Origin of the sequence: Acidovorax sp. Leaf160 (genome assembly GCF_001424265.1) — a bacterium.
Classification (GTDB): domain Bacteria; phylum Pseudomonadota; class Gammaproteobacteria; order Burkholderiales; family Burkholderiaceae_C; genus Paracidovorax.
The window spans coordinates 44,121-60,046 of the sequence record NZ_LMOV01000012.1 but is presented as its reverse complement, the minus strand read 5'-3'; the positions used below and the strand labels follow the sequence as shown (position 1 = coordinate 60,046).

Genomic DNA, 15,926 nt, shown 5'->3' with positions numbered 1-15,926 from the left:
TGGCCTGCCACGCTCCGTGTTGCCTTGCAGGCAACACCCCCCTGCAAAAACAGCACTTCCCGCAATGCAGCTCAGGGCTTTTATTCCCACCTCCCCAGCAGCATTCCATGTCAGGAAGCCTCATGCCACGCCAGCACGCGCTCGATCTCGCCAGCACCTACTTCGACGACGGGCATTCTTCTCGGACTTGCAGCGCCGGGTGGCACTGCGCACCGAAAGCGACACCGGCACCGTCACCCCCGCCTTGGAGGCCTACCTGCGCGATGCACTGGTGTCGCCACTCGAATCGCTGGGGTTCGACTGCCGGGTGCTGCCCAATCCGGTGCCGCAGGGCGGCCCGTTCCTGATCGCCCGGCGCGTGGAGCACCCCGATCTGCCGACGGTGCTGGGCTATGGCCATGGCGATGTCGTCAGCGGCCAGGATGCCGCCTGGCGCGAAGGGCTGGGCCCCTGGGCGCTGACGGCCGAGGGTGACCGGCTCTACGGCCGGGGCACGGCGGACAACAAGGGGCAGCACACGGTGAACCTCGGCGCGCTGCAGGCCACGCTCCAGTCGCGCCAGGGCCGGCTGGGCTACAACCTGACCTGGCTGTTCGAGATGGGCGAAGAGGCCGGCTCGCCGGGCCTGCATGCCTTCTGCGAGCAGCAGCGCCAGGCACTGCGGGCCGACGTGTTCCTCGCCAGCGACGGCCCGCGCGTGAGCACAGCCCGGCCGACCCTGTTTCTCGGATCGCGCGGGGCCGTCAACTTCACCCTGCGCCTGAAGGAGCGGGCGCGCGCCTTCCACTCGGGCAACTGGGGCGGCGTGCTGGCCAACCCGGCCACCGTGCTGTGCAACGCGGTGGCGTCGATGGTCGACACGCGCGGCCGCATCACCATCGCCGGGCTGCGTCCACCGCCGATCTCGCCCGCCGTCCGCGAGTCGCTCGCTCCCATCGCGATCGGCGGTGGCGCCGACGACCCGGCGCTCAGCGAAGGCTGGGGCGAGCCGGGTTTGTCGCCAGCCGAACGGCTGATGGGCTGGAACACGCTGGAGGTACTGGCCATGGGCGCCGGCAACCCGCAGCGGCCGATCAATGCGATTCCGGGCGAGGCGGTGGTGCATTGCCAGCTGCGCTTCGTGGTGGGCACGGCCTGGGAACGGCTGGCAGAGACAGTGCAGGACCACCTGGCGGCCCAGGGTTTCGAGGGCATCGACGTCGCGATCACCCTGTCGGGCGCGGCCACGCGGCTGGAGCCCGACCACGCCTGGGCGCAATGGGCACAGCATTCCATCGAGCGCAGCGCGGGGCAGCGGCCCGACGTGCTTCCGAACCTGGCGGGCTCCCTGCCCAACGATGCGTTTGCGCACGTGCTGGGACTGCCCACGCTCTGGGTGCCGCACTCGTACCCTGCCTGCGCCCAGCACGCGCCCAACGAACACCTGCTGGCCCCCGTCGTGCGCGAGGGTTTGCGGGTGATGGCGGGCCTCTACTGGGATCTGGGCGAGCCCGCCTCGCACGGCGGAGCGCCCTGGCCCGCCCGCCCTGCCGCATCCGGCGCTTCTGCCGCCTCCCCCGCAGCCTGATCCTGAAACCCTGCCGAGCCCTCACACCATGCACCTCTCCCGCCGCCGCTTCGCCCTCTCCGCCGCGTCCGCGCTGGCAGTCGCTGCCGGCGCCAGCCTGGCACCTGCTGCCGCGCGGGCCGACAGCCCATGGCCCGTCCGCCCGATCAAGCTCATCGTGCCGTTCCCGCCCGGCGGCGGCACCGATCTGGTGGCCCGCGCAGTGGGCCAGCGGCTGGCCGAGCGGCTGCAGCAGCCGGTCGTGATCGACAACCGTCCAGGCGCCTCGACCATCATCGGCACCGACGCTGCCGCCAAGGCTGCGCCCGACGGCTACACGCTGCTGCTGTCGGGCTCGACCAGCTACACCGTCAACCCGGCACTGCGCAGCAAGCTGCCCTACGACCCGCTGCGCGACCTGGCGCCGGTCATGGTCGTCGCGCGAACGCCGCTGGTGCTGGTGGTCAGCAGCGACAAGCCCTGGCGGCAGGTGGGCGACCTGATCGCCGCCGCGAAGGCCAGGCCCGGATCCGTGCACTACGCCACCTTCGGGCCGGGCTCCGCGCCGCATCTGGCCGGCGAACTCTTCGCCCTTGCAGCCGGCGTGCAGCTCCAGGACGTGCCCTACAAAGGCAGCGCGCAGAGCGCCATGGCGCTCATGAGCGGAGAGATCGAGATGGCGGTCGACACGGTCGCCTCGGTGGCACCCCACGTGAAGTCGGGCAGGCTGCGCGCACTCGGCATCGTGGGAACGACCCGCGCCAGCCTGCTGCCAGGCATTCCGACGATGGGCGAGCTGCAGCTTCCCGATGCAGTCTTCGACGGCTGGTACGCGCTGTCGGCGCCTAGGAACACGCCCCAGCCCATCGTGGATCGGCTGGCGCGTGAAACCACGGCGTTGATGGCCGACCCGGCACTGCAGGCCCAGCTGCGCAATCAGGGGATGGAACCCGTTGCCCTGGGCGCCCCGGCCTTTAGGCAGATGATGGAGCAGGAGATCAGCCGCTACCGCGCGCTGGCCCACCGGGCCGCCATCGCCGTGGAGTGAGCGGCCAGCAGCAGCGGGGCGGCGCGCCGGGCGGCCGGCGCCTGCACGGTCAGCCGGCCGCGCCTGCGTCCGTGCCCACGGCCGCTCCGGCCAGCAGGTAGTGCCCTCCTGCCACATGGTGCAGCGTGCGCAGTTCGTCGTGCCCGTCGAAATGCCAGCGCCCGTCTGAATACACGCGCGTGTCGGCCCATGCGCCCACCACTTCGCCCAGGAACAGGTCGTAGGTCTGCTGAATGTGCGGTTCAGGCAACAGCCGGCAGGCGAGCCAGGCCACGCAGCCGGCCACCAGCGGCGCGGGGCTGGCCGGCTCGTCATCGATCCAGGCCAGGCCCGGCAGCGTGGCCGGCTTGTCCACCGTCTGGCCGCTGACGCCGCCGATGGCCGTGGTCAGCGCGGCCTGCGCGCGGCAGGGAACGCTGAGCGCGAAGTGCCCGGAAGCCTCGATCAGCCCGCGCGTGAAGGTGGCCTTGTCGATCACCACCGCGACCTTGGGCGGTGCGAAGTCCAGCGCCATGTTCCAGGCCGCCGCCATCACGTTGCTGCGCCCGCCGTGGCGGGCGCTGACCAGCACGGTCGGGCCATGGTTGATCAGCCGGGTGGCGCGGTCGAGGGGGACGGGTTGGCGGAGGCGGGAAGACGTCATGGCCGTGATTGTGCCGGCCGGCGCGCACCCCGGCACGACCCCAGCGTGCGCGGGGTGGCCGATCCGGTGGCACCATCGCAGCAGCGCCCCACCTGGCGATCTCTGCCCGACCGAAAGACCCGCCCTTGCCATCGCCCTCCGCTCCCCCCTCCACGCCAGACGCCCCCTCCATGCCTTGCGAGTACGAGTTGCGCGTCACCGATCAGGCCGGCCAGATCGACGCGGCGGCCTGGAATGCCCTGCTGGCCGGGCAGCCGCACCCCACGCCTTTCCTGCGCCATGCGTATCTGGCCGCATTGCAGGACAGCGGCAGCGCAACGCCCAGCACCGGCTGGACCGCGCGCTTCTTCACGCTCTGGCAGGGCGACACCTTGCAGGCGGCTTGCGCGCTGTACGTCAAGGCGCATTCCTATGGCGAATACGTCTTCGACTGGGCCTGGGCCGACGCCTACGGCCGTCACGGGCTGGATTACTACCCGAAAGCGGTGGTCGCCGTGCCCTTCACCCCCGTGCCCGGCGCCCGCCTGCTGGCCCGCAGCGACGCGGCGCGCGCCACACTGCTGCAGGCCCTGCTGGCCTGGTGCGAAGAGGCGGAGCTGTCGTCGCTGCACCTGCTGTTTGCAGCGGATGAGGATGTGGAAGCCGCCCGCGCGCAAGGCCTGATGCTGCGGCACACGGTGCAGTTTCATTGGAAGAATGTGGCCCCCACGCTCCCCGCTTCGCGTGGTTCGCTGCCCCCCGAGGGGGCCCTCCCCGCCTTGGGGCGGCCCGGCGGCGGCGAGAGTGAGGCCCCCACGCTCCCCGCTTCGCGTGGTTCGCTGCCCCCCGAGGGGGCCCTCGCCGCCTTGGGGCGGCCCGGCGGCGGCGAGAGTGTGGCCCCCACGCTCCCCGCTCCGCACGAGTCCGAGGCGCCAGGCCGGCCGTTCCGCGATTTCGAGGACTTCCTCGCATCGCTTTCGCAGGACAAACGCAAGAAGATCCGCCAGGAACGCCGGCGCGTGGCCGAGGCGGGCGTCGCGTTCCGGGCGCTGCGGGGCAGCGGCATCACCGCCAGCGACTGGGATTTCTTCTACCGTTGCTACGAGCGCACCTACCTGGAACACGGCAACCCGCCCTATCTGTCGCGCGATTTCTTCCATCGCATGGAGCGGGACATGCCCGAGTCGTGGGTGCTCTTCATCGCCGAGCGCGCAGGCGAGCCGATTGCTACAAGTTTGATAGCTATAGGACCAGGCGGATCAAGCGCCAGCGGCACAAAACACTCTGAAGTGGCCTTCGGGCGGTACTGGGGCGCGATCGAGCGGGTGGACTGTCTGCACTTCGAGGCCTGCTACTACCAGCCGATCGCCTGGTGCATCGCCCACGGCGTGCAGCGTTTCGAAGGCGGGGCGCAGGGCGAGCACAAGATGGCGCGGGCCCTGCTGCCGGTGCAGGCCACCAGCGCGCACTGGCTGGCGCATCCGGCTTTCGCCGAAGCGGTGGACCGGTTCCTGGAGCGCGAGGGACAGGGCGTTGCGCAGTATCTGGACCACCTGCAGTCGCGCAGCCCGTTCCGCCAGCCGCCCGGTTGACGCGCAGGCCGCCGGCGACTCCGGCTCAGTTTCAGGCCGCTGCCGCCGAGCGCACCAGCCCCATTTCGGCGCTGCTCAGCAGCGACTCGATGTCCACCACGATCAGCATGCGCTCGCCCACCGTCGCGATGCCGCGCACGAAGGCGGTGTCGATCTGGCTCTCGAACTGCGGCGCGGGCTTGATGTCGCCCTCGGCCAGCGCGACCACGTCGGCCACCGCGTCCACCACCGCGCCTATCACCGTGCCACCCACGTTGAGGATGATGACGACGGTGAAGTCGGTGTAGTCGGCCGTCGGACACCGCAACTTCAGGCGCAGATCCACGATGGGCACGATCACGCCGCGCAGGTCGATCACGCCCTTGATGAATTCGGGCGCATGGGCCATGCGGGTCGGCTGCTCGTACGACCGGATTTCCTGCACGCGCAGGATGTCGATGCCGTACTCTTCCTGGCCCAGCCGGAAGGTCAGGAATTCGCCGGGGGCGTGGGCGCCGCCTGCGTGGGAACCGGCAGCGTGGGAGGTGGAGGATGAGGGCAGCGAAGACATGGGCGGACGGTCCTTGGAAAGCGGTGACGGGCCCGCGCCAGGCGCGAGCCAATCGGGCAGCATAGCAGCGCTTCGGTTACAGCTGGTCACAAACCTGTAGGCGGAATGCTGGTTTTGCGGACGCCCATGAAAAAACCCGCTGGCTGCACCAGCGGGTTTCACGCGCCCGGCCCGCGGGCCCGAGCGCACCGGAGGCCAGGGCCCGGAGGGATCAGCCCAGCGTCTTCTGGTAGGCGGCAGCGCCGTCGGTGATTTCCTTGTGGGCGGCTTCGATGCCGTCCCAGCCCAGCACCTTGACCCACTTGCCCTCTTCCAGATCCTTGTAGTGCTCGAAGAAGTGGCTGATGGCCTTGAGCTTGAGGGGCTCGACATCGTCCAGCGACTGGATGTGCTGATAGGCCTTGAGGATCTTCACCGTGGGCACGGCCAGCACCTTGCCGTCCACGCCGGCTTCGTCTTCCATCTTCAGAATGCCAAGGGCACGGCAGGGCACGACCACACCGGGCGGCAGGCGGTACGGGGTCATCACCAGCACGTCCACCGGGTCGCCGTCACCCGACAGGGTCTGCGGGACGTAGCCGTAGTTGGTCGGGTAGTACATCGGCGTCGTCAGGAAACGGTCCACGAAGATGGCGCCGCTTTCCTTGTCCACTTCGTACTTGATGGGATCCGATTCCATCGGGATCTCGATGACGACGTTGAAGGTTTCAGGCAGTTTCTTGCCAGGGGTGACGTTGTTCAGGGACATGCGGTCTCGCAAAAGGAATGAGAGAGAAAACGGGGCTCGAACGGCCGTGGCCGGGTCGCGGCGATTCTAGGCCACGCCGCACGCCGCACGCCGCACGCCGCACGCCGCACGCGGCACGCGGCATGCGGCATGCGGCGCAGCGTCAGCGGCTGCGGGCGTTCCGTCAGGGCCTGGTGCGTTCGGCCACGCGCGCGGCCAGCGGCGCGGGCCGGTAGCCCGGCTCGAAGCTGCAGCCGGCGCCGTATGGCGCTTCGGCCTCGCGGCAGCGCGCGGCCACGCGCTCGGGCGTGGGCTTGTCGCCCTGCTCGACCCAGGCGAGCAGCGCGGACATCAGCGCCGGATAGGTCGGGTCGCTGATGTAGCTGTGCGTACCCTGCCGGGTAAAGGTCTGCACCAGGCGGCTGCCGCTGCCGGCGGCCTCCATGGTGGTGCGGAACTGGGTGTCCAGCTCGACGAAGGCGGTGGGATCGCCGATCCACTTCACGCTCAGCACCGGCACGGGAATGTGGCCCGTCGGATCGGTATCGGCCGCGAACTGCCGGTAAGCGGCCGGGTCGGCCGCCAGGCGTGGCACGCCCGCGTTCAGCGCCGCGTCATCGGGCGAGCCGGCATACACCGCCCCCAAGTTGCCGAACGGGCTGGCGCCGCCCGTGCGCTGGCTGCTGATTTCCTGGAAGTGGAAGGTGGCCCAGTTCATGTGCGACAGGATGGAGCTGGCCGGAATGCGCAGCACGCGCTCCAGGGTGGTCACCCGGCTCTGCTGCTCCGCGCTGCGCTGCGCGGCCGGGCGGTCCAGCCCCAGGCATTCGTCCACCCGGGCCTTGAGGTCGGCCCGCGTCATGTGCGCGCCGGCCGGCAGGCCCAGGTTCACGCCGTAGGCCGGCTCCGTCGGCCGGGGATGGTTGTGGCAGAGGTACTGGTAGACGGCGCGCAGGTCGGTGCGCACGTCGTAGGAACGCGTGCCGCCGCCCAGCACGCCGCTCGTCAGCAGCACGGCGTCGTAGGGCTGGCGGCCGAGGGTCTGCGCGGTGAACATCTCCGCGCCGCGCGCGGCCACGCCCGCCCCCCACGACTGGCCGTGCAGCACCGTCCGGCGGGGCTTGCCGACGTACTGGTCGAAGATGCGGCGCAGGCGCTCGGTGTCTTCCGCGGCGGCGCGCACCGCCACGCCGCCCTGGCGATACGTGGAGCCCGCCCAGGCGTAGCCCGCGCGCACCATGATCGCCCAGCGGCCCAGGTCTTCCGCCGTGCGTTCGGCCTTCGGCGCGCCCAGCTCAGGCCCGCCGTGCGCGTGCAGCACCAGCGTTCCGGCCCAGTCCTTGGGCACGGCGATGAGATAGAAGGCGCCGGCCGAATCGCGCCCGGCCCAGCAGGTCGTGGAGGCAGGCACCTCGGCCGGGCATGCCGTGCCGGCCGGTGCGGCCTCTGCTGCGGAAGGCAGCGGGTCGGCCGTGGCCGAGGGGTGGGCGGAGCGAGTGCTGGTGCAGGCGGTCAGCGCCAGAGTGAGAGCGCAGACGGCAGCAGCACTGCCGCGCAGGACGGTGGGGGCGAAGCGGATGTGGGACATGGTGCCAACGATTGTGCGGCTGCACTGCGGGGCCAGCCAGCCGGCAAACCCGAGGGTGCGACGGCATCCACCCGAGCGGCCGCCACCGCACCGACCGCCCCGCCCGCTCGCCAGCCAGCCACTCAGCCAGTAAGCCAGTAAGCCAGTCAGCCACGCTGCGTGCCGACGCGCAGCCGCACCGGGCCGGACCGTTCGTGCACCGCGTCCTGCACGCTGCGGCGCAGGCCCAGGGCAAAGCCCAGCTCCGCCACCACGAAGAGCGGCCCGATCAGCAGGCCCACCAAGTCGTCCACGAACGCGGGCTTGCGGCCTTCGTAGAAATGGCCGACGAACTGGATCACCCAGCCCACGGCAAAGAGGCCCACCCCCGCACCCAGCCACAGCGCGGTGGACTGGCCGGCCAGCCAGTGCCCCACCGCCACCATCGCCGCCAGCACCACGGCCATGACGCTGGCATAGCGCAGGTCCAGCCGGGCATAGAAGGCGCAGCTGGCGAGCGCCGCCAGCACCGCGGGCGACATCGGCACGCCACCGCCCCAGCTCCACTCGGGGCGCGACAACAGCACGGTCACCCCCAGCATGATCATCGGCACGCCGATGAAATGGGTCTGGATGTTGCGCGGGTCGCGGTGGTAGGCCGCGTATTGCGCCAGATGGTCGTTCAGCGTCTTCATGGTGTCTCCTTGGGATGGCGTCGCGGGCGGCAGCTGCCCGGGCGCGGCTGCCAGAGCGGCCGGGCGGCACGCATCGGGGCTTGCCCTGTGCTGCCGCGGCCCGTCGCTTCCCATAATCGTGCCGACCTGCCGCGCCCGTCTGTCGGCTGGCCGACACATACGCCGCTGCCTCCCAGCATGCCCACTGCCGCTGCCCACCTGCCCACGCTGGCCTCTGGCCGGTGGTTCGCGGCGCTGCCGCCGGATTTCGCCCAGGCGCTGGTGCAGATGGCCCAGCTGCGCACGCTGGTGCCGGGCGAGGCGCTGTTCCTGCGCGGCGCGGCGCCCTGCGGGCTTTACGCGGTGGTGCGCGGGGCGGTCAAAATCTCCGGCGTGGGCGGCCCCAGCGAAGGCGCACGCTCCGCCCTGCTCACCCGGCTGGAGCCTCCCTCCTGGTTCGGCGAAATCGCCGTGTTCGACCGCGCCCCGCGCACGCACGACGCCCATGCCGCCCTGCCCTGCACGCTGCTGCAGGTGCCGCAGGACCCCCTGCTCGACTGGCTGAGCGCGCACCCAGCGCATTGGCGCGCCCTGGCCCTGCTGCTGACCGACAAGCTGCGGGTGGCCTTCGTCGCCATCGAGGAACTGGCGCTGCTGCCCGCGCCGCAACGCGTGGCGCGCCGCCTGGTGCTGATGGCGGAGGGGTACGGACAGGGCCACGGCGGCGGCGGCACGCGCCGGGCCCTCGCGCTGTCCCAGCAGGATCTGGCGCTGATGCTCGCGCTGTCGCGCCAGACCACCAACCGCATCCTGCAGCAGCTGCAGGCGCTGGGCCTCGTGCGGGTGCACCGGGGGACGCTGGAGGTGCTCGACCTTCCCGGGTTGAGAGCGTTCGGCTGAGGTGCCGCATGGCGGGGGCACACCGCCGTGGCCCTCCTGCCCCGCGCAAACCAATCGCTATCATTACGAGAGCAACAGAAGCCCGCTCATCAAGCGCTTGCCACCCATGACGCTCCGGCGGCCGGCGAAAGCCCGGCCCGGAAACCGCCAGGCAGCAGGTCAGGGTCGGATCAGCCCAGCGCCGTGTCCAGCAGCATCATGATGACGAAGCCGATCATCAGGCCGCCGGTCGCCCAGGCCTCGTGGCCCTTGCGATGCGATTCCGGAATGATCTCGTGGCTGATGACGAAGAGCATGGCGCCCGCAGCGAACCCCAGCCCCCAGGGCAAGAGGGTGGCCGAGGCGCTGACCACCACCGCGCCCAGCACGGCACCCAGCGGCTCGACCAATCCGGACGCCATGCCCAGCCCCACTGCCAGCGGGCGGCGGTAGCCGGCAGCGAGCAGCGCCACGGCCACCACCAGGCCCTCGGGGACATCCTGGATGGCGATCCCGGCGGTCAGGGTGCCGGCGCCCACCGCATCGGAGCCTGCGTAGGCGACACCGATCGCCAGCCCTTCCGGGAGGTTGTGCAGCGCGATCGCGAACACGAACAGCCACGTGCGGCGCAGCGTGCGCGAGGTCTGCGCGCCCTCCACGCCCTTGATGAAATGTTCGTGCGGCAGGATTCGTTCCATGAGCAGCAGCGCCAGCGCGCCCAGCAGGATGGCCGTGCCGATGATGCCGCCGGCCTGCCACGCTCCGGCACCGGCTTCGCGCGCGGCCGCCAGGCCGGGGATGATGAGCGAAAACGAACTGGCCGCCAGCATCACACCGGCACCGAAGCCGAACAGCGTGTCCTGCACTTTTTCCGACAGCCGCTGCGAAAACATCACCGGCACCGTGCCGAGCGCCGTGGCCAGCGCCGCCACCATGCCGCCCCGCCAGGCCTGCGCCACCCGCTCGTTCGCCTCCAGGTAGTCGGCGAACTGCAGCGCGATCGCCACCAGCCCGAGCAGCGCAATGCTGGCGCCCAGCCATTTGCGCGGCCCCCAGGGGGCGCGGTGCACGGTCGCTTCGTCGATGTTCATGGATGCAAGGCTCCGGGGCGCAGGGTGGGATGGCGATTCGGGTGGCGTAGCGGCTGGCGGCCGTCAGGCGGAGGTTCGTCCGCCGACCGCGGCGAGCGCCTCTGCATGGCGGCGGGCGACCTCCGGCCAATCCACTACGTTATAGAACGCGGCGATGTATTCGGGCCGTCGGTTTTGGTACTTGAGGTAGTAGGCGTGTTCCCACACATCCAGCCCCAGCACCGGCGTGTTGCCGGAAGCAATGCCGCGCATCAGCGGGCTGTCCTGGTTGCCCGAGCTCTCCACCGCCAGCCGGCCCTGGGGCGTCACCGTGAGCCACGCCCAGCCGCTGCCGAAGCGCGTCAGCGCCGCCTTGGTGAAGGCGTCCTTGAACGCATCGAGGCCGCCCAGGTCCGCGTCGATGGCGGCGGCCAGTTCGCCTGTCGGCGCTCCGCCGCCCCTGGGAGACATCACCGTCCAGAACAGGCTGTGGTTGGCGTGCCCGCCGCCGTTGTTGCGCACGGCATTTCGCACGCCTTCGGGCAGCCCGTCCAGCTGGGCGACGAGCCGTTCGACGGGCAGGTCGGCCTGCGGGCTGCCTTCCAGCGCTGCGTTCAGGTTGTTGATGTAGGCCTGATGGTGTTTGGTGTGGTGGATCTCCATTGTCTGTGCGTCGATGTGGGGTTCGAGCGCGTCGTAGGCGTAAGGCAGAGCGGGCAGCGTATGGGGCATGCGATCAACTTTCCGGGAAGGGATGGAACGGGCGCTGGGAGCGGCGAGGGCAGCGTGGAACGCGCGAATCGCGGGACTCGGCCGTGGCGGACTGATCGCGGTCTCCCGGCGCCTGCCCTGCCCTGGCCGTACGCGAGGTCGCCTGGCGCGGCAGCGCTGTCGATGCACCGACCCACCCGCCGCAATGCCTGACGGATGCAGGCGCGACCCCGCTGCCGGTTCGGCGGCCCCTGCCCGTTCGTTCCCATGGATGACCATCGCAACACTCCTTGCTGAGGCCCTTTGCGTGGGAACGCGGGAAGCGCTCTTGCGTAGTCAGGTTTTCAAATGATAATTATTTGCAATAACCATGTCCACTGCGGTCCGACTGGATTCCATGTCGGGCGCTGATCCGTGGAACCGCTGCTGAGCGCCCTTCCCGCGCCAGACACCAGAACCGAGAACCCCGGGCAGGATTGCGCCCCGCGCCCAGGATCATCCCTGCGCGATACCCCTACGGGCCCCTTGCGGCAAAATCCGCGCATGGCTGAACGTGTGATTCCTCTCGTGGACCAGCGCCTCGCGGCGCTCACGCCCGCCGTGCCCTCCGGCGCGGTGGGATTGCCCACGGGCTGGCTGTCCGATGCGTTGGGCCGGCCGCTGCGTGACCTGCGCATCAGCGTGACCGACCGCTGCAACTTCCGCTGCAGCTACTGCATGCCCAAGGAAGTGTTCGACAAGGACTACGCTTACCTGCCGCAGTCGTCGCTGCTGAGCTTCGAGGAGATCACGCGGCTGGCCCGCCAGTTCGTCGCGCACGGCGTCGGCAAGATCCGGCTGACCGGCGGCGAGCCGCTGCTGCGCAAGCACCTGGAGCGCCTTGTGGAGCAACTGGCGCTGTTGCGCACTCCGGAAGGCCGCGCGCCCGACCTCACACTCACCACCAATGGATCGCTGCTGGCCCGCAAGGCCGCTGCACTGAAGGCTGCCGGGCTCGACCGCGTCACCATCAGCCTCGACAGCCTGGACGACACCGTATTTCGCCGCATGAACGACGTGGACTTCCCCGTTCGCGACGTGCTGGCGGGCATCGACGCGGCGCAGGCGGCCGGTTTCGACCGCATCAAGGTCAACATGGTGGTCAAGCGCGGCACCAACGACCATGAAGTGCTGCCCATGGCCCGGCATTTCCGCGGCACCGGTGTCACGCTGCGCTTCATCGAATACATGGACGTCGGCGCCACCAACGGCTGGCGCATGGACGAAGTGCTGCCCTCCGCCGAATTGATCGCCCGGTTGCGGGAACAGCTTCCGCTCGTGCCCCTGGGCGCCACCGCGCTGGGCGAAACCGCCGAGCGCTGGGGCTACGCGGACGCCCACGGGCAGCACGACCCGGCGCTCGGAGAGATCGGCGCCATCAGCAGCGTGACGCAGGCCTTCTGCCAGGACTGCAACCGCGCGCGGCTCTCGACGGAAGGCAAGCTCTATCTGTGCCTGTTCGCCAGCCAGGGCTGGGACCTGCGCGCCCTGCTGCGCAGCGGCGCCAGCGACGAGGCGCTGGCCGCCGCCATCGCCCCCATCTGGCAGCAGCGCGCCGACCGCTATTCGGAACTGCGCAGCAGCCTGCCGCCGGATGCGGAGGCCCCCGGCAGCGGCAGCGGCAGACGGCGCGTGGAGATGAGCTACATCGGCGGATGAGCGCCGGGTGGCGATGCACCCGCCGCACCCGCCGCATCGGGGCTGCACTCCGGGTGCACCTGTCGAACGCCGGACAAGGCGCCGGAAGGGGAAAGGCAAGGGCCTTGGCGAGCGCAAAGCCAACGCGGCGGCTGGACGGCCTCGCTCCACCGCACCATATTCGCCGTCAGAATCCCTGCTCTCCCGCCGCCGCTATCCTCTGGCGTGTTGCGCCTCATCCCCCAACTCTCCCTCCTCCATGATCGATCCCCAAGACATCACCGGCCTGGTCCTCGCCGGCGGACGTGGCAGCCGCATGGGCGGCGTGGACAAGGGCCTGCAGAACTTCAAAGGCATGCCCCTGGCGCTGAACGCGTTGATCCGCCTGCAGCTGCAGGTCGGCCACACCATGGTGAATGCCAACCGCAACCTGGCTGCCTATGAAGCCTTCGGCGCGCCGGTCTGGCCGGATGGCCTGGCCGATTACGCCGGCCCGCTGGCAGGGTTCCTGACCGGACTGGAACGCTGCGAGACCGGCTGGCTGCTCACCGTGCCCTGCGACACCCCGCTCTTCCCGCACGATCTGGCGGCCCGCCTGGCCACCGCGGCGGACGCCGCCGGCGCCGACATCGCCATGGCCGCCGCGCCCGAGCCCGACGAGGCCACCGGCGCCGTGGCCATCCGCACGCAGCCGGTCTTCTGCCTGCTGCGCGTGTCGCTGCTGGAAAGCCTGGTGCAGTTTACGCAGGCCGGCGGCCGCAAGATCGACCGCTGGACGGATCAGCACGCCTGCGTCACCGTGGCGTTCGACCATCCCGCGGACGACCGCCGGGCCTTTCGCAACGCCAACACGTCAGCCGAGCTGCATGCGCTGGAGGCCGCCGCATGAACGACCGCGCCCAAGCCCCCTGCCCGCCCCGCACCATCGCCGAGATCGCCGCTGAACTGCAGGGCTACGACCCGCAGGCGCTGAGCGCTGCCGGCGTGCAGCAGTTCCTCGAGCGGCTGGTGCAGCCGGTCACCGGCAGCGAAACGGTCGGCATCTTCGACGCGCTGGGCCGCGTGCTGGCGCAGGACATCGTCTCGCCCGTCAGCGTGCCTCCGCACGACAACTCGGCCATGGACGGCTATGCCTTCGATGGTGCGCAACTGCGCGCGGGCCAGGCCCTGAGCCTGCGTTGCGTGGGCACCGCACTGGCCGGCGCAGCGTGGTCGGGCACGCTGCAGTCCGGCGACTGCGTGAAGATCATGACGGGCGCCGTGATGCCTGCAGGACTCGACACGGTGGTGCCGCAGGAATTCACGACCACCGACGGCGACCGGGTGCACATCGCCGCCGACGTGCTGCGCCGGGGCGACAACCGCCGGTTGATGGGCGAAGACCTTTCGCAGGGCGGCGTGGCGCTGGAACGCGGCACGCGCCTGGCCCCGGCCGCCCTGGGCCTGGTCGCCAGCCTCGGCCTGCCGACGGTGCGCGTCGTGCGCCGGCTGCGGGTGGCCTATTTCTCCACCGGCGACGAAATCCTGAGCCTGGGCGAGCAGCCGCGCGAGGGCGCCGTCTACGACAGCAACCGCTACACGGTCTTCGGCCTGCTGACGCGGCTGGGCGTGGAGGTGATCGACCTGGGCGTGGTGCCCGATGAGCCCGCGCAGCTGGAAGCGGCCTTCCGCCGGGCGGCGGCGCAGGCCGATGCCGTCATCACCAGCGGCGGCGTCAGCGTCGGCGAGGCCGACCACACCCGCGCCATGATGAAGCAGCTGGGCGACGTGGCCTTCTGGCGCATCGCCATGCGGCCCGGCCGGCCCATGGCGGTGGGGCGCATCGCTGGGCGGAGCACACTGCAAGCCAAATCGCCCCCGAGCGCAGATTCCACCGAGACATCAAGCTATCATATTGATAGCAACGAGCAGCACGATGGCGCCGTGCTGTTCGGCCTGCCCGGCAACCCGGTGGCGGTGATGGTGACCTTCTTCGCCTTCGTGCGGCCAGCCCTGCTGCGCATGATGGGTTGCAGCGAAGCTCCGCCGCCGCTGCTGCGCGCGGTCAGCACCGAGCCCCTGCGCAAGAAAGCCGGCCGCACCGAATACCAGCGCGGCTGGGTTTCCACCGCGCCCGATGGCACGCTGCAGGTACGCACCACCGGCAACCAGGGGTCGGGCGTGCTCAGCTCCATGGTGCAGGCCAACGGCCTCATCGTGCTGCACCATGGCCATGGCCATGTGGCAGCCGGCGACACGGTGGATGTGATGATGTTTGAAGGCGTGGTCTGACAGGCCGGGCTGCGCGCCTGCCTTAGAACGGGGCCACGCGCGAGAAGGCGTCCACCTGCCGCCACGCCGCCCCCTTCACCCGACACCCAGGAGACACCCATGCCCTTTGCCGACCGGCACCTCGTGCAGCCGCCCACCCGGGAAGACGTGGACCGCAGCAGCGGAGCCACCGTCGTCGAATTCGGCACGCCCTGGTGCGGCTACTGCCAGCGCGCGCAGCCGCTCATCCAGCAGGCGCTGGAAGACCGCGGCGAGGTCGACCACGTGAAGGTCGAGGACGGTCCGGGCCAGCGCCTGGGACGCAGCTTCGGCGTGAAGCTCTGGCCCACGCTGGTGTTCCTGCGGGACGGCAAGGAGATGGCGCGGCTGGTGCGGCCGCAGGACGCGCAGAGCATCCACGAGGCCGTGCAGGAGATCACGGCCGCAGCCTGAGAGCACCCGGGCAGATCGGCAGGCCGCCGTTCCCGTCAGCGTGGATGCGGAACGGCCGTCCCCTCGTTCAGCCGCGTCCGAGGGCTTTGTCCACGCCCTTGTTCGCCAGCGCATCGGCGCGTTCGTTGCCCGGATCGCCGGCATGGCCCTTGACCCAGCGCCAGTCGATCACGTGACCGGACGTGGCGACCAGGTCGTCCAGGCGCTTCCACAGTTCCACATTCTTGACGGGCTGGCCGGCTGCGGTGCGCCAGCCTTTCTTCTTCCAGCCCTGCACCCATTCGGTGATGCCCTTGCGCACGTACTGGCTGTCGAGAAACAGCGTCACCGCACACGGCCGCTTGAGCGCCGCCAGCGCCTCGATCACGGCCAGCAGCTCCATGCGGTTGTTGGTCGTGTCGAGCTCTCCGCCGAACAGTTCCTTTTCGAGTGCGCCCGAGCGCAGCACCACGCCCCAGCCCCCGGGCCCGGGGTTGCCCTTGCATGCCCCATCGGTATAGATCACGACCTGATTCAAAAACTCGCTCCCTTGCGCTTGCCAACCCAACCCAACGAAAGTT

The 15,926-nt window shown here is 70.4% G+C and carries 15 protein-coding genes and 1 pseudogene; 8 read left to right on the top strand and 8 right to left on the bottom strand.

Annotated features, from left to right (window positions below):
- The first annotated feature begins 122 nt into the window (after nt 1–122).
- Both ASF94_RS06825 and ASF94_RS06820 read left to right on the top strand, forming a co-directional pair.
- Nucleotides 123–1,567 (top strand): annotated as a pseudogene (locus ASF94_RS06825) (M20 family metallopeptidase).
- A 28-nt stretch (nt 1,568–1,595) separates the two neighbouring features.
- On the top strand, nt 1,596–2,594 hold the full coding sequence (locus ASF94_RS06820) for a tripartite tricarboxylate transporter substrate binding protein (RefSeq protein WP_082493034.1): 999 nt from the start codon (nt 1,596–1,598) through the stop codon (nt 2,592–2,594).
- 49 nt (nt 2,595–2,643) lie between these two features.
- Here the strand turns inward: ASF94_RS06820 and ASF94_RS06815 are convergent, their stop codons facing one another.
- Nucleotides 2,644–3,237: a flavin reductase family protein gene (locus ASF94_RS06815; RefSeq protein ID WP_056663510.1), complete on the bottom strand. Its 594-nt coding sequence runs from the start codon at nt 3,235–3,237 to the stop codon at nt 2,644–2,646.
- Nucleotides 3,238–3,407: 170 nt separating this feature from the next.
- Between ASF94_RS06815 and ASF94_RS06810 the strand changes: the two genes are divergently transcribed.
- The gene (locus tag ASF94_RS06810; RefSeq protein ID WP_056663507.1) at nt 3,408–4,808 is read left to right on the top strand and encodes a GNAT family N-acetyltransferase; all 1,401 of its coding nucleotides are present in this window, start codon (nt 3,408–3,410) and stop codon (nt 4,806–4,808) included.
- Between the two features lie 31 nt (nt 4,809–4,839).
- On the opposite strand, the gene ASF94_RS06805 is transcribed toward ASF94_RS06810, so the two are convergent.
- From ASF94_RS06805 to ASF94_RS06790, 4 genes are all read right to left on the bottom strand, one after another.
- Nucleotides 4,840–5,358: a chemotaxis protein CheW gene (locus ASF94_RS06805; RefSeq protein ID WP_056663504.1), complete on the bottom strand. Its 519-nt coding sequence runs from the start codon at nt 5,356–5,358 to the stop codon at nt 4,840–4,842.
- Nucleotides 5,359–5,569: 211 nt separating this feature from the next.
- Complete coding sequence (ppa, locus tag ASF94_RS06800; protein ID WP_056663502.1) at nt 5,570–6,106, bottom strand: inorganic diphosphatase; 537 nt, start codon at nt 6,104–6,106, stop codon at nt 5,570–5,572.
- Between the two features lie 163 nt (nt 6,107–6,269).
- Entirely contained in the window at nt 6,270–7,673 is a 1,404-nt protein-coding gene (locus ASF94_RS06795) for a hypothetical protein (RefSeq protein ID WP_056663499.1), read from the bottom strand.
- 146 nt (nt 7,674–7,819) lie between these two features.
- Nucleotides 7,820–8,347: a DUF962 domain-containing protein gene (locus ASF94_RS06790; protein ID WP_056663496.1), complete on the bottom strand. Its 528-nt coding sequence runs from the start codon at nt 8,345–8,347 to the stop codon at nt 7,820–7,822.
- A 177-nt stretch (nt 8,348–8,524) separates the two neighbouring features.
- On the opposite strand from ASF94_RS06790, the gene ASF94_RS06785 reads away from it, so the two are divergent.
- Nucleotides 8,525–9,226 (top strand): Crp/Fnr family transcriptional regulator, encoded by a 702-nt coding sequence (locus tag ASF94_RS06785; protein ID WP_056663493.1) that lies wholly within the window; start codon nt 8,525–8,527, stop codon nt 9,224–9,226.
- 170 nt (nt 9,227–9,396) lie between these two features.
- On the opposite strand, the gene ASF94_RS06780 is transcribed toward ASF94_RS06785, so the two are convergent.
- Both ASF94_RS06780 and ASF94_RS06775 read right to left on the bottom strand, forming a co-directional pair.
- Nucleotides 9,397–10,296 carry a ZIP family metal transporter gene (locus ASF94_RS06780; RefSeq protein ID WP_056663492.1) on the bottom strand — a complete coding sequence of 300 codons (900 nt, stop codon included), beginning with the start codon at nt 10,294–10,296 and terminating at the stop codon, nt 9,397–9,399.
- Between the two features lie 63 nt (nt 10,297–10,359).
- Complete coding sequence (locus ASF94_RS06775; RefSeq protein ID WP_056663489.1) at nt 10,360–11,007, bottom strand: superoxide dismutase; 648 nt, start codon at nt 11,005–11,007, stop codon at nt 10,360–10,362.
- 522 nt (nt 11,008–11,529) lie between these two features.
- Here ASF94_RS06775 and moaA point away from each other — a divergent pair.
- The 4 genes from moaA to ASF94_RS06755 all read left to right on the top strand — a co-directional run bounded on the left by moaA (nt 11,530) and on the right by ASF94_RS06755 (nt 15,366).
- The gene (gene moaA, locus ASF94_RS06770) at nt 11,530–12,684 is read left to right on the top strand and encodes a GTP 3',8-cyclase MoaA (protein WP_056663486.1); all 1,155 of its coding nucleotides are present in this window, start codon (nt 11,530–11,532) and stop codon (nt 12,682–12,684) included.
- Nucleotides 12,685–12,922: 238 nt separating this feature from the next.
- On the top strand, nt 12,923–13,552 hold the full coding sequence (mobA, locus tag ASF94_RS06765) for a molybdenum cofactor guanylyltransferase MobA (RefSeq protein ID WP_056663484.1): 630 nt from the start codon (nt 12,923–12,925) through the stop codon (nt 13,550–13,552).
- Nucleotides 13,549–14,934, top strand: a complete 1,386-nt coding sequence (locus ASF94_RS06760; RefSeq protein WP_056663481.1) for a molybdopterin molybdotransferase MoeA — start codon at nt 13,549–13,551, stop codon at nt 14,932–14,934. Before mobA ends, ASF94_RS06760 begins: the two co-directional genes overlap by 4 nt.
- 99 nt (nt 14,935–15,033) lie before the next feature.
- Entirely contained in the window at nt 15,034–15,366 is a 333-nt protein-coding gene (locus ASF94_RS06755) for a thioredoxin family protein (protein WP_056663479.1), read from the top strand.
- A gap of 67 nt (nt 15,367–15,433) precedes the next feature.
- On the opposite strand, the gene rnhA is transcribed toward ASF94_RS06755, so the two are convergent.
- Nucleotides 15,434–15,883 carry a ribonuclease HI gene (gene rnhA / locus ASF94_RS06750; RefSeq protein ID WP_056663474.1) on the bottom strand — a complete coding sequence of 150 codons (450 nt, stop codon included), beginning with the start codon at nt 15,881–15,883 and terminating at the stop codon, nt 15,434–15,436.
- Nucleotides 15,884–15,926: the final 43 nt, after the last annotated feature.

Excerpts from the sequence above, each read along its gene's own strand:
- ASF94_RS06820 (WP_082493034.1), top strand. The coding sequence starts at position 1,596 with ATGCACCTCTCCCGCCGCCGCTTCGCCCTCTCCGCCGCGTCCGCGCTG.
- ASF94_RS06780 (WP_056663492.1), bottom strand. The coding sequence starts at position 10,296 with ATGAACATCGACGAAGCGACCGTGCACCGCGCCCCCTGGGGGCCGCGC.
- ppa (WP_056663502.1), bottom strand. The coding sequence starts at position 6,106 with ATGTCCCTGAACAACGTCACCCCTGGCAAGAAACTGCCTGAAACCTTC.
- ASF94_RS06785 (WP_056663493.1), top strand. The coding sequence starts at position 8,525 with ATGCCCACTGCCGCTGCCCACCTGCCCACGCTGGCCTCTGGCCGGTGG.
- ASF94_RS06815 (WP_056663510.1), bottom strand. The coding sequence starts at position 3,237 with ATGACGTCTTCCCGCCTCCGCCAACCCGTCCCCCTCGACCGCGCCACC.
- moaA (WP_056663486.1), top strand. The coding sequence starts at position 11,530 with ATGGCTGAACGTGTGATTCCTCTCGTGGACCAGCGCCTCGCGGCGCTC.
- ASF94_RS06755 (WP_056663479.1), top strand. The coding sequence starts at position 15,034 with ATGCCCTTTGCCGACCGGCACCTCGTGCAGCCGCCCACCCGGGAAGAC.
- ASF94_RS06790 (WP_056663496.1), bottom strand. The coding sequence starts at position 8,347 with ATGAAGACGCTGAACGACCATCTGGCGCAATACGCGGCCTACCACCGC.
- ASF94_RS06775 (WP_056663489.1), bottom strand. The coding sequence starts at position 11,007 with ATGCCCCATACGCTGCCCGCTCTGCCTTACGCCTACGACGCGCTCGAA.
- ASF94_RS06805 (WP_056663504.1), bottom strand. The coding sequence starts at position 5,358 with ATGTCTTCGCTGCCCTCATCCTCCACCTCCCACGCTGCCGGTTCCCAC.
- ASF94_RS06810 (WP_056663507.1), top strand. The coding sequence starts at position 3,408 with ATGCCTTGCGAGTACGAGTTGCGCGTCACCGATCAGGCCGGCCAGATC.
- mobA (WP_056663484.1), top strand. The coding sequence starts at position 12,923 with ATGATCGATCCCCAAGACATCACCGGCCTGGTCCTCGCCGGCGGACGT.
- ASF94_RS06760 (WP_056663481.1), top strand. The coding sequence starts at position 13,549 with ATGAACGACCGCGCCCAAGCCCCCTGCCCGCCCCGCACCATCGCCGAG.
- ASF94_RS06795 (WP_056663499.1), bottom strand. The coding sequence starts at position 7,673 with ATGTCCCACATCCGCTTCGCCCCCACCGTCCTGCGCGGCAGTGCTGCT.